We start from the raw sequence: 15999 nt of genomic DNA on the forward strand, positions 1-15999 counted from the left end.
ATTAAACTTTTAATCGATGCTTAAAATCATACAAATAGTTGCCTTACTACAAGGTCTTTTTATTTTATTCATTTTTTACAGAAGTAGAGCGAATTACAGGAAAACAACTTTTTGGCTCTTTTTTGGAAGCATTGTATCCATACTGCTATACATAATTGGTGATGATGATAACAACCTTTTTATAGATGACGCAGATTGGTTCTTATTTGACAGCTCGTTATTTCTAACATTTCTTTTTTTATACTTCAAGTACTTTAATTCTGCCAAAGAGGTTTTTTTGAAAAGAGACTATTTGTTTTTCTTACCCAGTATGTTTTTGTTTTTAAGTGAAACATTGGAAATGATTTCGGATGGGGAAAACGATTTTTTAGAGATAATAGAGACGTTAATAGAATTCGTGTTTTTGTGCTACTTAATCTATATTTTATACAACTTACTTAAAACTAAAAGGACTAATTGGATTCTTTACTTTGTTGCCCCTATTGTTTTAATATTGAGCATTTCGTATATAAATGGTCTTCTAGATTTGTTTGAATTGGCGCCTATTGTTTTTTCCAGTGATGACGATTTTAATTCCTATTTGCTTCTTGTTGTCGCATTCTTGTTCTATTTTATTACCTTTTATATGATAAGTAAGCCCAAAGAACTCATACCAAATGCTGAGGTCACCAAGTACAAATCGTCTAACCTAACGCCCGAATTGATTGAAAAATATAAAAACGCTTTAATACAAATAATGGAAAAGGAAAAACTTTATCTAGACCACAGGTTATCAATCCATAGTGTGTCAAAAAAATTGAATATTCCTAGACAGTATATTTCTGAAGTTCTAAACTTACATTTAAACAAAAGTTTTCAAGATTTTGTCAATGAATATAGGGTTGAAGCATTTGTAAAAAACCTACAAAACGACCAACATGCCCATTTTACGCTTTTCGGGATGGCCACAGAAGTCGGTTTTAGTTCCAAGTCTTCTTTTAATGCTACATTCAAGAAAGTCAAAGGAATAACCCCTACGCAATTCAGGAATTCTATTGCCCAGAAAAAGGTAATAGGTACAGAATAAGCATTCTGGACAACAGGCAAATAATCTTGTGCTTTGTTGTTTCGTTCTTTGGGGGAATTAAATCCTTAAAGCATGGCATTACAAGAAGAATTGAAAACACAAGGCGACTTTTTATTTAAAAATAGAAGTTATTTACCATTGATTATTTTAGTTATTGGTTTATTGGTATTTATCTATCAAAAACATTACAACAGTGAAGCAATAGACAATTGGTTACCTGAATTCTTCGACTACATTTGGCTTGGCATTAGTTTATTCGGCTTGTATATAAGAGTGGTTACAGTAGCCCATACACCAAAAAACACATCTGGAAGAAATACAACAGAGGGGCAAATTGCTGAAGAGCTAAACACTACGGGCATCTATTCAATAGTTAGGCATCCTTTATATTTGGGCAATTTCTTTATGTGGCTTGGCGTGGCAATGCTCACTAATAACACTTGGTTTGTGATAACCTTCGTTTTGTTCTACGCATTTTACTACGAACGTATAATGTATGCCGAAGAAAGTTTTTTAAGACAAAAATTTGGTAATATCTATCTTGATTGGGCCAAAAAAACACCTGCATTTATGCCTTCATTTAAGTATTATCAAAAAGCTAAATATCCGTTTAGTATCAAAAAGGCATTAAAAAAAGAGAAAAACGGTTTGGCAGCCGTGTTTCTAATATTTTGGGTTTTTAGTTTTATCGGCGAAATGATAAAACTACAGGCTATCAAATTTGAATATGACTTCTGGTTTTATGGTGCTTTGGCTTCATCAATAATATACATAGTATTAAAGATTATGAAAAAACAAAAATTATTGGATGAGATCAATCGCTAATATATTCACAACGCCGCAGATACAGTAATAAGATAATCATAGTCTTCATAATATCTTCTACAAAGACTGGTTTGCATCTCGGCCAAGAGTAAAACTCAATCAAAACTTTAGACATTACAAAAAGAATCTATTTTAAAACAATCAAATTATATATGGAACATTTAAGTCAATCAATCAAGAAATCCTTTTTACCATTATTTTTCATCATAATTAACAGCATGCTATTTGCCCAAGAAGAATACACCTTGAGAGGAGCCATTAGCGATGAGTCAAACGGCGAAGCCATGTTTGGCACAACGATTTATTTAAAAGGCACCACCATAGGCACCACCACAAACGAGTATGGCTTTTACTCCATAACAGCACCAGAAGGAAAATACACATTGGTTGTTTCGTATTTAGGATACAAAGAAATACAAAAAGAGGTGTTTCTTAATAAAGACACAAAACTCAACATTGAAATTAAAGAAGATCCTAGCACACTTGATGAAGTCGTAATTACAGCAGATGAAGGCGTAAAAAATCTAAATGTAAGAAAACCACAAATGGGAGTTGTTACCTTAAAGGCAGAAACAATTGAATTAGTGCCTGCTGTATTAGGCGAAGTAGATCTTATTAAAACCATACAACTTTTGCCAGGGGTTTCAAATAATGGAGAAGGTTCAGCAGGCTTTAATGTAAGAGGTGGAGCAGTAGACCAAAACTTGGTGCTTTTAGATGAAGCCATCATTTACAATACGTCTCACTTTTTTGGATTATTTTCTGTATTTAATAACGATGCAATTAAAGATGTAAAACTTTATAAAGGTGATATTCCTGCTAAATTCGGCGGAAGGACAGCTTCAGTTTTAGATGTAAGGCAAAAAGACGGTAACAATAAGCGGCTTGAACTCAATGGAGGTATTGGATTAATTTCAAGTAGGCTTGCAGTAGAAGCACCATTATTCAAAAAGAAAGGCTCTTTTCTTTTAGCAGGAAGAACAACTTATGCTCAGCTTTTTTCTGGTTTGATGGACGATTTGGCAAATAGTAATATTAGTTTTTACGATGTAAACCTAAAAACCAATTATGAAATTAATGAAAACAATAAAATATATCTGTCCAGTTATTTTGGGCGAGATGTTTTTAATATTTCACGTTTAATAAATAGTAATTACGGAAACATCTCTGCAAATCTTAGGTGGAATCATGTTTTCAATGATAAGCTATTCTCTAACCTATCGCTTATATATAGTAAATACGATTATCAGATAATACTGGACTTTGAACAACTGGATTGGATATCTGACATCACAAATTATAACTTAAAATACGATTTTGGATATTATGCAAGTGATAAACTAAAAATAGATTTTGGACTAAGTGGCATTTCTTATAATCTAAATCCAGGAGAAATTATGCCTTCAACGCCAACCTCTCCTATTAATCCATTGACATTAGATCAAAAAAGAGCTTTTGAAGCAGGGACTTATGCCAGTGTAGAACATAAACTTACAGATAAGTTTACTGCAAGATATGGTTTGCGCTACAGTACATTCAACCGATTGGGCGGGCAGGCCATCACAAATTATGCAAATAATCAGCCAGTAGTTTATAACCAAGGATTAGGCATCTACCAAAATGGCGAAGCCATAGGAGAAACAGCTTATTCAAAAGGCCAAACAATTAAACAATTTGGAAATTTAGAACCGCGTTTAGGCTTGTCTTACTTGCTAACAGACAACTCTTCAATAAAAGGAAGTTACACACGTACAGCACAATATTTACATCTACTGTCTAATACGGTATCTGTTACCCCATTAGATGTTTGGACACCTAGTGGGACCTATATTAAACCTCAGCTTTCTAACCAATATGCTTTAGGGTATTATAAGAAATTCAATGGCAATGCATATTCATTTGAAGCCGAAGCTTATTATAAAACTACAGATAATCGTATTGACTACATTGACGGAGCGGATTTAATTGGGAATAATACAATCGAAACCGAAATTTTGAATGGTGAGGCAAGAGCCTATGGTTTAGAATTAATGCTCAGAAAAAATAAAGGGCGTTTTACAGGCTGGCTATCATATACATTGGCTAAATCTGAGCAACGTTCTTTTGGCGGAAATGCTGGAGGCCCTGGAATCAATAATGGTAATTGGTACAATGCACCTTTTGATCGTACACACGATATTTCTATTACAGGAGTTTATAAATTAACAGATAAATGGAAATTTAGTGCAAATGCTATTTACCAAACCGGTCGTCCAGTCACCTATCCAACCGGGCAATTTGAATATGACGGATCCTCTGTTGTAATTTATAATGAAAGAAATGCCGACAGGCTACCTGCTTATCATAGGTTAGATGTTTCAGCGACCTATAAGCCCAACCGTAATCCCAATAAGCAATGGAAAGGTGAGTGGGTATTTAGTATTTATAACCTTTATAACAGGCAAAATGCAGCCTCCATATCATTTAACCAAGACTATAACACTGGAGTAAACGAAGCCTTGAGAACTACAATATTTGGCATTATTCCTTCAGTAACCTATAACTTTAAATTTTAAAAAACATGATGTCCTTAAAAAATATATTTAAAATAGAAAATAAGATTAAAATTGTAAGCCTTTTAGGATTAAGCATTATTATTTTTTCTTGTACAGAAGCTATAGACCTATCTGTACCTACCGAATCTCCACGATTGGTTATTGAAGCATCTATAGGTTGGGAAAAAGGTACTTTAGGAAATAATCAAACCATAAAACTGAGCCTTACCACACCTTATTATGATACAGCACCAAACCCTGTAGCAGGTGCATCAGTCAGAGTTGAAAACATCACAAATGGCGATATATTTATTTTTGAAGACCAACAAGATGGTCGTTACACAACCTCAGATTTCGAACCAATGATTAACAACACCTATAACTTAGAGGTAATTTATAATAATGAGACCTATACTGCTGAAGAAACATTAATGCCTGTCCCAGAAATAGATAGAATAGAGCAATCTCGTGAACTCGGTTCGGACCCAGAAGAGTTAGATCTCACAATATACTTCAATGATCCAGCAAATGAAGTGAATTTTTATTACATCACCTTTTTAGAAGGAGAAGATCTGCTTCCGACAAGAGAAATAATGTCTGATGAGTTTACAAATGGTAATGAAATGTCCCTTTTATACGAAGAAGATGAAGCGGATGCGGAAGACGAAATTTTGCCTGGAGATATGGTGGACATAAACCTATATGGCATATCCGAAGAATACTATGATTTTTTACATAGATTAATAGAACAATCTGATAATGCAGGAGATCCTTTTGCAACTGTTCCAACAAGGCTAAGGGGCAATTATAAAAATTTAGAAAACCCTGATAATTATGCGTTTGGGTACTTTAGGATTACAGAATTTGTAAATGAGGTTTATACTTTCGTTGAGTAATAAATCATCAACCAATAAATTGAATGTATAAAGGAGTTGTTGGTGTACCATAAATCAAGCTTGAGCGAGATAGCTTTTAAACTTAACTATAGCAGTGTAGCATATTTAAGCAACCAGTTTAAAAAGGTAACGGGAATGACTCCCTCATAATTTAAAAATAGTATAGATAAGAACAGGAAATCGTTGGATGATATATAATTTCTACGATAAGCTTCCAAAGGAGCCCTCATATTGGTTGCTTTGAAACAAATGTCCCAATTTCAAATGGGTCAATGTTTGTTTTTTTAGAAACAAATGATCTTTACTGTAAGCTTTATTTTTAACTAATGTCCATTTGCACGTTCTTATTTAATGGTTTGGTGTAGCACAAAAGAATAACTCAAAACCATAAATAGAATAACCAAATTGGTTATCGCCTGTTGGCAAAAGTGATAAATTCTTTTTCGCGAAAAAATTATGAAAGCCGTTGGCGTGCAGAAAACTATTAAAAGGTAATAAATACTTACGAAATCGGAAAATTTCCGGTTTCACGAAAGAAACTAAAATAAAATACGTCATGAAAAAAAAGTATGAAATAAAAGGAATGACATGCAACGGCTGTAGAACCCATGTAGAAGAAGCAATTCTAAATGTCGCAGGAGTAGCCAATGTATCGGTCGATTTGAAAGATGCCGAAGCGACGGTTGAATCTCAATTTGAAGTGCCTTTGGAAAATTTGCAAAAGGCCTTGAAAAATACCGACGGTCAATATAAAATACAACCTATGAATAGCGTTGAACAAAACTAAAACAATGCCTATATAGTTATGCGGTAATTTGTATGATAGCTACAATCAATTGAAATTCTAATAATAACCAAAAAACAATTTTACGATGGAAAACAAGGAAAAACAAACAGATAAGTATTTAAAGTTCTTCGCAATGATTGGCACCTCAATGGTCGCGATGTTCTTTTTAATGTACACGCACTCCTATCAGATTATCGATCACTTCTGGTATAGTGAAACCAGGTTCTTTATGACGTTGATCATGGGCGGGTCCATGGTTATTATCATGCTGCTGTATATGCTACAAATGTACAAAGACCGCAATAAGAATATTGCCATCCTGGCATTGGGCGTTTTGCTGATTGCAGGCGGAATATGGCTGGTCAGGAGTCAGGTTACGGTTACCGGTGTTGATTATATGGAAGGTATGATTCCTCATCATTCCATCGCTATCCTAACTAGTGAACGATCTCAAATAAAAGATATCAGGGTAAGGGAAATCGCCGATGAAATCATCAAAGCGCAGCGTCGGGAAATAATGGAAATGCAATGGTTGATTAACGATATCAAGGAAAATGGGATAGTAGAAACAGAAGAAGAAAAGGAAAAGCGTCCGCTTCCCAAATTTGAAGGATCGCTTACCGAAGAAACAACAAACCTTGACTGATACGGAAAAGTGAATGTCAGGAGGTAATAACAGTTTTTACTTTCGAAAGGAAAAAACGAAAATACAGGAGAATAAACGAAGGCATTTCGGACGTTAAATTATAAACGCATAAAATTTTTATGAAAATACAGCAATTTGAATATGAACCACTTTCCCACTATTCATACGTACTGCTGAGCGGAGGGGAGATGGCGATAATCGATCCCGATCGCGACCCGATGCACTATTATAACTTTGCGCATAAAGAAAATGCTAAGATCAAAGTTGTGCTATTGACCCACTCCCATGCAGACTTTGTAAGCTCACATTGGCAAATTAGCAAAGAAACTGGTGCCACGATCTATAACAGCAGCAGATTGGAAGCTGAATACCCTTTCGAAAGTTTTGATGGGAACAGTGCCATTTTCGTGGGCAATACCAAACTAGAAGCCATAAATACTCCTGGGCATTCATACGATAGTATTTCCATTCTTGCCACAGATGAAAATGAGGTTGCACTTTTTACGGGGGACACCTTATTGATCGGGGATGTCGGACGCCCGGATCTGCGCGGAAATGAAAATGACAAAGAGCAAAAAAAGCAAGCACTGGCCCGTGAAATGTTCAACACAATTCGAACTAAATTCAAAAAAATACCGAATGAGGCCATTATTTACCCCGCCCACGGGGCGGGATCCCTGTGCGGCAAAAGCATGTCGGCAGATAGCAGTAGCACATTAGGTAGGGAGCGAAAGGATAACTGGGCATTTGGCCATCAAAATGAAGACGAGTTTGTCAAAGAACTCCTTGAAGACCAACCATTCATACCGGCCTATTTCAAACATGATGTAGCTATGAACAAAAAGAAAGTTGAATCGATTGATATGGCAACCGCTAAAATCCCTATTCATCTTAATGCCGAAACACCAAAAGAAAATATCTTAATTGTCGATAGTCGTGATGAAAACGAGTTTAAACAAGGTCATTGGCCACAGAGTATCAATATTATGCAGGGTGGCGAAGCATCCTCTTTTGAAACATGGTTAGGTACTATAATCCAACCAAATGAGGAATTTCATCTGGTTGTTGATTCTCCAAAAAGTGTAAAGACCATCGCCCGGCGGGTGGCGAAGATAGGGTTTGAAAATCAGCTTAAGGCGATAATTACCCTTTCGAAGAAAAGCTTTGTCGAAAACGAGCGATTGGATTTCAAGCATTTTGTGCAAAATCTGGATAATTACACCATTGTCGATGTCAGAAATACGGATGAAGTAAGAAAAAAGAAAATTTTTGACGGTGCCCTGAACCAACCCCTACACGAACTAAGGGATTCAATTCAGGACATTCCTAACGACAAACCCATTATTGTCCATTGTGGCAGTGGATATAGAAGCGCGATCGGAAGCAGCATACTTTCAAATGAATTGCAAGACGTAAAAGTATATGACCTAGGGGAAGTTATTGAGAAATTCAAATAACCAAGAAGCTAAGTTTTTAATGGGCAGAAGATGTAAGACAAAATTTTAAATGGCCATGGGAAGACGTTTTTTTACAGGTTTAATCATTTCACTCTTAGTATTGGCAACTACAAATGCGCAGACCGTCGATTCGCTACCGCCGATATCGGCCTCCAAATCCTATTCCAACTATAGCAATGTCATTGGCTGGAAAAATGGAAGGACCCCTAAAGCCCCGCCAGGTTTTACCGTTACAAAATATGCTGACGGTTTTGAGAATCCAAGGTGGATATACGTTACACCGAATGGCGATGTACTTGTGGCGCAAAGCAATTCGAATTATCCTCTTTGGAAAAAAATCGGGGCATGGTTCATCGGGGCATCAAAGTCGAAAAGCTTTAAGAACAGTGCCGACTTGATAACCTTGCTCCGCGATGTAGACAAGGATGGGTCTCCCGATGAACGCGCCGTATTTCTCGAAAAGGAACTCGATCAACCCTTCGGAATGCTTGTGCTGGATGATTGGTTCTATGTGGCCAATACCAACGGATTGCTACGTTTTCCTTACAAGCCCGGTCAATTGCAACTATCGGGAAGAGCGGAAAAAATTACCATCTTGCCCGCAGGAAAGGCCAATCGACATTGGACACGCAATATAATTGCCAACATGGACGGTTCAAAAATATACATAGCGGTCGGTAGTGGCTCAAATGTCGGGGAGAAAGGGGCCGAGGCCGAATTCATGAAGGCGGCCATTCTGGAGATCGACCTCGATGGTTCCGTATTAAGGGTCTTTGCTTCCGGATTAAGAAACGCCGTGGGTATGGATTGGAACCCCATTACCTGAGACTTGTGGACGGCGGTCAACGAACGCGACGGATTGGGCAACAACCTCGTACCAGATTATTTGACCAGTGTCCGCGAAAACGGATTTTATGGTTGGCCCTATGTGTACTATGGGCAAAATGAAGATCCAAGGGTAAAATGGGTGCCTTCGGCCCAAGTGGAGAATACACTGCTGCCCGATGTGAACGTTGGCTCCCATACGGCATCTTTGGGATTGACGTTCTACACGGGCGATTCCTTTCCTGACAAGTATCGGAACGGTGCCTTTGTCGTGCAGCATGGTTCTTGGAACAGACAGGTTTTATCAGGTTATAAAGTGGTTTTCGTGCCATTCATGAATGGAGGGCAAACTGGAAAACCCGAAGACTTTTTAACCGGTTTTATTGTTGACGGCAAAAAGGATGAGGTCTATGGCCGACCCGTGGGTGCCGCCATACTACCCGATGGATCGCTGTTGATAACCGATGATGTGACCAATACCATCTGGAGAATCAGTTGGGACGGTAAACGCGGTATGTGAGCGATTCTCAATGGGGGTTTGCCGTTAAATAAGTATTTTTATTTATGGAAGATGCACAACCTCCGGTAAAGGATTTGAGAAATCTTTTGAGTATCCTTTATTTATACGCTGATATAAACCAAACACATTAGTCAGGATTCCAATAACATCACCGTTCCCAGTCCACCATCGGCACAGACACTGACCACCGCTTTCTTGCCGGGTCCCATTTGTGCCAGTTCCTTGATTGATTGGTTAATAATTCTTGCGCCGGTCGCTCCGAAAGGGTGACCAATAGCAATACTACCTCCATTTGGATTGAGATGGTCCCAAGGGAACGCTCCAAAGTCGAATGAAACACCCACCTTTTTAAGGTGATTTTTATCTTCAAGCAATTGAACGTTAGCAGCCACCTGTGACCCAAAGGCTTCGTGCACCTCCCATAAATCTATATTATCATAGCGTAAATTGTGCCTGGCCATTAATCTGGGAATTGCAAATGTAGTGGCCATCAACAGTCCTTCTTTTTCAATATTTACGGCGGCAATTTCCCAGTCTATTAATTGAACAGCATAGGATTCATCGGAAAATTTCTCTTTTGCCTTTGAACCACATACCCATAAACCTGCGGCACCATCGGTCAATAAGGAAGAATTTCCGGCAGTCAATGAACCGTTGCCCGACTCCTTATCGAATACCGGATTGAGTTTGGCCAACTGCTCCAAACTGGTATTTTCCCGAGGAATCTTATCCTCTTCAACTCCATCCAACGATAAAATCAAATCATCAAAAAATCCATTATTTCTTCCTTTGATATAATTTTGATGGCTGTTAAGGGCTATCTCATCTTGCCGCTCTCTATCAATATTAAGACGTTTTGTGGTAATTTCGGAATGTTCGCCCATACTCAAACCAGTAGTTCTGTTGGTAACACTCGGGATAAACAAACGTATATCCCCAAAACTCAAATCTTTCAATTTTGAAAATTTATCCGCAAGGGTCTTGCTTTGGAACAACCGCCGTAACCAGTCGGAAAAATTCTGGTTCAATCCAAGTTGAACCCGACTCATACTTTCAACGCCGCCCACCAAGGCAACCTCTTCTTCGCTTATCAATCCAGCAGCCTCAATGGCTGCCATCATACTGGTGCTACAGGCCATAATCGTGGTCAACGCAGGAATACTCTGATCTAATTCTGCATCCATAAGTATCTCACGTGCAAGATTGCTATAACCTAGATTTGGCGCTACTGAACCCCAAATAAAAAGATTGGGGGATAAAGAGTCTCTTTTTATCATTTCCTGGACAACGGGAATAGACAAGTGAAGGGCATCTTTATCTTTAAAATCTTTATCAACCTTTGCAAAAGGTGTTCTCAATCCGGCGATCAACCAAATTTCACTTTTAGAGTTTTTCATAGTAGTAATTCTATTAAGCCTTAAATTAGGAAAAAATGGTCCTATGAAAAATAATTAAAGCATAAGATTATTGTATGTAAGCAACTTTTTAATGCAACAAGTAAAGCTTTGCAGAGACTTCTACTATCGCTGGAAAGAGGGAGTACTCTATTTACCTGTCACAGCCATTGATAAGAGTGGTCGAGGCCTGTGGTCAAGAGGCGAAAAACTTTATGTAGATTTTTGCACGATGGTCAGTTGTTTCTTCCGAGAATTCTACAACTCTTTCAGCAAATTTCGTAACACGGTTGGCGGCAACAATTCCGAACTTTGCATAAAGTAATTCAGATAAAGCCATGGAAACCACAACTGTTTTGGAGCAAAAGGATAAAACCAAGAAATCAGATATCAAAAAATCGTTTCCGGTCACGGGAATGACTTGTGCGGCCTGCGCATCAAGTGTTGAATCCATCCTGTCGCATACTGAAGGTGTCAATAATGCCATTGTTAATTTTGCGAGCAGCTCGGTACTCGTAGATTATGATGAGAACGTTACCGAAGAAAAATTGCAAAACGCTTTACGTCAGGTGGGCTATGACATTATCATAAATGCTGAAGACCCTTCGGAGGTACAAGAGGAGCTTCGGCAAAAGCATTATTATGATATAAAAAACCGTACTATCTGGTCAGCGATTCTGACCCTTCCCATTTTCATTTTGGGAATGTTTTTTATGCATTGGGAACCTGGAAAATGGATATCCTTGGTATTGACTTTTCCTGTTTTATTTTGGTTCGGTCGTAGCTTTTTCATCAATGCTTTCAAGCAGGCCAAACACGGGAAGGCGAATATGGATACCTTGGTCGCCTTGAGTACCGGAATCGCTTTTCTGTTCAGTGTTTTCAACACCCTCTTTCCTGAATTTTGGCTGAGCCGTGGTATTGAACCACACGTCTATTACGAAGCGGCCACGGTCATTATTACATTCATTTCCCTTGGAAAATTATTGGAAGAAAGGGCCAAATCAAACACCTCTTCGGCCATTAAAAAACTGATGGGATTACAACCCAAAACACTAAAAATCATTGAGCATGGGGAAGAAAAAGAAATTCCTATTTCCTCGGTTCAAGTAGGTCAAACTATTTTAGTTCGTCCAGGAGAAAAGATTCCTGTGGATGGGGAAGTTTCCAAAGGCAGCTCGTATGTAGATGAAAGTATGATTACAGGGGAACCTGTTCCCGTGGAAAAATCAGGTGGTGGAAAAGTATTTGCGGGTACGGTAAACCAAAAAGGAAGTTTTCAATTTACCGCTGAAAAAGTAGGTGGGGAAACCTTGCTATCCCAAATCATCAAAATGGTTCAGGAAGCCCAGGGAAGCAAGGCACCCGTTCAAAAACTGGTCGATAAAATTGCTGGAATATTTGTTCCTATCGTTTTGGGTATATCTATCATTACGTTCATTGTTTGGATGTCGGTAGGAGACGATAATGCATTTTCGCAGGCCTTATTGACCTCTGTAGCAGTATTGGTTATCGCTTGTCCCTGTGCATTGGGATTGGCTACACCTACGGCTATAATGGTGGGGATTGGCAAAGGTGCCGAGAACAATATCCTAATAAAAGATGCCGAAAGTTTAGAACTAGGACATAAAGTGAATGCGGTCATTCTTGATAAAACGGGTACCATTACCGAAGGAAAACCATTAGTGACGGATATTCATTGGTCTGAGAATAATAAAGACACGAAGAAATACAAACAAATTCTTTTAGCAATTGAAGCACAATCTGAACACCCTTTGGCGGAAGCGGTGGTCAACCTTTTGAAAGAAGAAGATATTGAACAAACTGAAATAGATTCCTTTGAAAGTATTACAGGTATGGGTGTAAAAGCTCAAGCAAAAAATGGTTCACAATACTATGTGGGAAACCATAAATTAATGCTTGAGAAAAATATTCAAATTAATGCTTCCTTAATGCAAACAGCAGAAAGCCTCGAAGAGCAAGCAAAAACAGTCATATTCTATGGAAATGATGAACAAGTACTGGCAATACTCGCCATTGCAGATAAAATTAAGGAAACTTCAAAGAAAGCCATAGCAACGCTTCAAGAAAGAGACATCGAGGTCTTTATGCTTACCGGAGATAACAATAAGACCGCAGCTGCAGTAGCACAACAGGTTGGAATAACAAATTACCAAGGCGAAGTAATGCCTTCGGACAAGGCAGCTTTTGTAGAAAAACTGCAAGCTGATGGAAAAATAGTAGCTATGGTTGGCGATGGCATCAACGATTCCCACGCCTTGGCGCAAGCCAATGTGAGTATTGCGATGGGTAAAGGTTCTGATATAGCGATGGATGTTGCAAAAATGACTTTGATAACTTCAGATTTGCAATCCATCCCAAAAGCATTGGAACTATCAAAGAAAACGGTTTTGGGTATCCGTCAGAACTTATTTTGGGCATTCATATATAATATCATTGGAATACCGATTGCGGCGGGCGTTTTGTATCCCATAAATGGGTTCTTATTGGACCCAATGATTGCGGGAGCAGCAATGGCATTCAGTAGCGTATCTGTCGTTCTAAATAGCTTAAGGCTTAAACGAGTAAAACTTTAAGATTAATCATAAATTTAAATACTATGAAAACTATAAAATTCAAAACAAATATCAATTGTGGCGGTTGCATCTCTAAAGTAACCCCCTTTTTAAACAAACAAGAAGGGGTCGAAAGTTGGGAAGTGGACACTACTAATGCTGATAAAATCTTGACCATAGAAAGCGATGGTGCTTCAGAAGAAGATGTAAAAGCTACTTTGCAGAAAATTGGGTTTAGCGCGGAAAGTGTTGATGTTCGTTAATCACCAAACGCCTATAATAAATTTATATCCAATCTAAAAGATATCGTTCTGTCAGTACTGACTTAAGTCAAATGAAAAGAAAATGAAGGTAGCGGAAAAAAGCAAATTCTATAAAACGAAGTTATTGTGGCACCGAATACGCCATGGACTATTTTTATTCACCCTTAGAAATGCTCTGACCCGGATAGGATTGGACATCGCACCCTACTATTGGTATAGGGAAATAAAAAATGGAGCCGAAAAACCTGAGATTCGAGATAGCTTCAAAGACTATGAATTATGTTATATAGGTTTGGACGAGATTGGGATAATGAATAACATCATGGGGCTTACAACCAAGGAATTAGAGCAGAATTTAAGTATGGGGCAGATATGTATCGGTCTCAAGCGAGGGAAAGAGATTGCCGCCCTATTATTCGTTGATTTGCAGGATTTTGTGTTTAAAGGCCGCTCCTTCAAAATAAAAGATAAGGAAGGTTACCTTTTGAATGTTTACACGTTTCAGGCGTATAGAGGTAAGAACTTGGCTACCTACTTACGTTATCATTGCTTTGAACTTCTTGAAAACTATTGCGTAGAAGAACTTTACAGTATTGTCTCCTACTTCAATACGTCATCAATAAAAGTCAATAAAAAATTGAATGCCCAAAAGTTGAAACTCTATTTGTACATAGGATTGTTAAAAAGATACCATTGGAATTTTCTGTTGAAGGACTATTCCAAATAATCAAACCGGATAATTTGTTATTATATGGTGGTTATTCTGGGAAAAATTAAAATCAGATGATATTCCCTTATCCGCTACATCAACTATGATTTATACGATTATATTCGGATTGATATTGGCGCTTGCCGTTTATTATTTTTCCGGAATAGGAAAAAAAAAGGTAAAGCCCTTCCCAAATCATTGGCATCCGTTGCTGATGGATCATGTACTCTTTTACCGGAAACTTCCCAAAAGTGAACAGGCAGTTTTTCAACAACGAATGATGCAGTTTTTAAGCGAGGTTTCCATCGACGGAGTACAACTGGAGTTACAGGAACTGGACAAAATATTGATTGCCGCAAGTGCCGTGATTCCCGTTTTTGGTTTTGAAGAATGGCATTACACTAATTTAAGCGGTATACTTTTATATCCCGACCATTTTAATGAAGATTTAGAATTTGACAGCAAAGGACTACTGCGAAATATTGGCGGATTGGTCGGTAACGGAAGGTTCGAAAAACAGATGATTTTATCAAAAAAAGCGTTGTATCATGGCTTTGCCAATACGACTGATAAAAGCAACACCGGTATTCACGAATTTGCACACCTGATAGATAAAATAGACGATGTGACCGATGGAGTGCCAGAACGGTTATTGAAACATCAATATGCAATCCCATGGCTAAAGTTGATCCATAAGGAAATGGAAGCCATAAGCGATAATCATTCCGATATCCGAAAGTATGGCGGCACCAACGAAGCCGAGTTTTTTGCAGTGGCTTCTGAATACTTTTTTGAACGGCCCGATTTACTCAAGAAAAAGCATCCTGAACTCTATAAAATGCTGGTGGAATGTTTTAGGCAGGAACCAGTAGTTTTAGAAAAACAATTGCAAAAAGTTAAGGTCCACTAACAAATAAGGCTATGGGTGCTGTAAATGGCACGTATGATCGGCGTCATCACACAGACCATCAAGAGGTTTGCTGGAAGGCAGAGTCCAGGCCCCGCCATAGATAGCGGAAATCCCGGCGGACATTGGACACTCTTCCTCAGAATCAAGGAATATCAAACAAGAACGTCCAACTACGATGCCATGCCCTCGGGCCATGTGGCGACTTTTATGGCGACCATTACCGTCATTGCTACGAACTATCCTGAGATAAAATGGATAAAGCCCGTTGGCTATACCTTAATGGGTATCATGGCCTTCGAAATGATGAGCAGCAGGGTACATTGGGCCTCGGACTATCCCTTGGGTCTTTTTATCGGTTATGTAGTAGGCAAGGCGGCGGCCAATCGACGAATCAAGAAAATCGATACAAACGATGGTTTGGGTTGGAAAAAACCAGAAAGCATGAGGACTGAATTTGTTACAGGTCAGTTGGAAGGTTACACAACTTTGGGGATAATGTTTAGTTTTTGAAATATAGAGATCATTTTCATATTGCTCTCCCCTGTGCCTGCGGAAGTTGAAAACCCTCTGCCTCCAAGCCTGACCGAGCGA

The 15999-nt window shown here is 38.4% G+C and carries 15 protein-coding genes and 1 pseudogene; 15 read left to right on the forward strand and 1 reads right to left on the reverse strand.

Features of this window, described 5'->3' with window-relative positions; genetic code table 11:
• Positions 1-16 precede the first annotated feature (16 nt).
• The 10 genes and pseudogenes from CJ263_RS12205 (at position 17) to CJ263_RS21400 (ending at position 9556) form a co-directional block, all read left to right on the forward strand.
• On the forward strand, positions 17-1066 hold the full coding sequence (locus CJ263_RS12205; protein ID WP_094997528.1) for a helix-turn-helix domain-containing protein: 1050 nt from the start codon (positions 17-19) through the stop codon (positions 1064-1066).
• Positions 1067-1138: 72 nt separating this feature from the next.
• The gene (locus CJ263_RS12210; RefSeq protein WP_094997529.1) at positions 1139-1891 is read left to right on the forward strand and encodes a methyltransferase family protein; all 753 of its coding nucleotides are present in this window, start codon (positions 1139-1141) and stop codon (positions 1889-1891) included.
• A 152-nt stretch (positions 1892-2043) separates the two neighbouring features.
• Positions 2044-4446, forward strand: a complete 2403-nt coding sequence (locus CJ263_RS12215) for a TonB-dependent receptor (protein WP_094997530.1) — start codon at positions 2044-2046, stop codon at positions 4444-4446.
• 5 nt (positions 4447-4451) lie between these two features.
• Positions 4452-5321 carry a DUF4249 domain-containing protein gene (locus CJ263_RS12220; protein ID WP_229702449.1) on the forward strand — a complete coding sequence of 290 codons (870 nt, stop codon included), beginning with the start codon at positions 4452-4454 and terminating at the stop codon, positions 5319-5321.
• A gap of 18 nt (positions 5322-5339) precedes the next feature.
• Positions 5340-5471, forward strand: a pseudogene (locus tag CJ263_RS12225) (helix-turn-helix domain-containing protein); the annotation flags it as partial.
• A gap of 406 nt (positions 5472-5877) precedes the next feature.
• A complete protein-coding gene (locus CJ263_RS12235) occupies positions 5878-6108 on the forward strand; it encodes a heavy-metal-associated domain-containing protein (RefSeq protein ID WP_094997533.1) in 231 nt (76 codons plus the stop codon).
• Between the two features lie 133 nt (positions 6109-6241).
• Positions 6242-6754, forward strand: coding sequence for a DUF305 domain-containing protein (locus tag CJ263_RS12240; RefSeq protein ID WP_240467933.1), 513 nt, complete (start codon positions 6242-6244; stop codon positions 6752-6754).
• 119 nt (positions 6755-6873) lie between these two features.
• Positions 6874-8211: an MBL fold metallo-hydrolase gene (locus CJ263_RS12245; protein WP_094997535.1), complete on the forward strand. Its 1338-nt coding sequence runs from the start codon at positions 6874-6876 to the stop codon at positions 8209-8211.
• Positions 8212-8266: 55 nt separating this feature from the next.
• A complete protein-coding gene (locus CJ263_RS21395) occupies positions 8267-9037 on the forward strand; it encodes a PQQ-dependent sugar dehydrogenase (protein WP_308423257.1) in 771 nt (256 codons plus the stop codon).
• A 3-nt stretch (positions 9038-9040) separates the two neighbouring features.
• Positions 9041-9556: a PQQ-dependent sugar dehydrogenase gene (locus CJ263_RS21400; protein WP_308423258.1), complete on the forward strand. Its 516-nt coding sequence runs from the start codon at positions 9041-9043 to the stop codon at positions 9554-9556.
• Between the two features lie 131 nt (positions 9557-9687).
• On the opposite strand, the gene CJ263_RS12255 is transcribed toward CJ263_RS21400, so the two are convergent.
• Positions 9688-10953 (reverse strand): thiolase family protein, encoded by a 1266-nt coding sequence (locus CJ263_RS12255; protein WP_094997536.1) that lies wholly within the window; start codon positions 10951-10953, stop codon positions 9688-9690.
• A gap of 335 nt (positions 10954-11288) precedes the next feature.
• Here CJ263_RS12255 and CJ263_RS12260 point away from each other — a divergent pair, with 335 nt between their 5' ends.
• From CJ263_RS12260 to CJ263_RS12280, 5 genes are all read left to right on the forward strand, one after another.
• Positions 11289-13547 (forward strand): heavy metal translocating P-type ATPase, encoded by a 2259-nt coding sequence (locus tag CJ263_RS12260; protein WP_094997537.1) that lies wholly within the window; start codon positions 11289-11291, stop codon positions 13545-13547.
• Positions 13548-13570: 23 nt separating this feature from the next.
• Positions 13571-13789, forward strand: coding sequence for a heavy-metal-associated domain-containing protein (locus CJ263_RS12265; RefSeq protein WP_094997538.1), 219 nt, complete (start codon positions 13571-13573; stop codon positions 13787-13789).
• A gap of 82 nt (positions 13790-13871) precedes the next feature.
• Complete coding sequence (locus CJ263_RS12270) at positions 13872-14516, forward strand: GNAT family N-acetyltransferase (RefSeq protein ID WP_094997539.1); 645 nt, start codon at positions 13872-13874, stop codon at positions 14514-14516.
• Between the two features lie 85 nt (positions 14517-14601).
• A complete protein-coding gene (locus CJ263_RS12275; protein WP_094997540.1) occupies positions 14602-15408 on the forward strand; it encodes a M90 family metallopeptidase in 807 nt (268 codons plus the stop codon).
• Positions 15409-15432: 24 nt separating this feature from the next.
• Complete coding sequence (locus CJ263_RS12280) at positions 15433-15918, forward strand: phosphatase PAP2 family protein (protein WP_094997541.1); 486 nt, start codon at positions 15433-15435, stop codon at positions 15916-15918.
• Positions 15919-15999 lie beyond the last annotated feature (81 nt).

The sequence above is a fragment of the Maribacter cobaltidurans genome, from assembly GCF_002269385.1.
GTDB classification, from domain to species: domain Bacteria; phylum Bacteroidota; class Bacteroidia; order Flavobacteriales; family Flavobacteriaceae; genus Maribacter; species Maribacter cobaltidurans.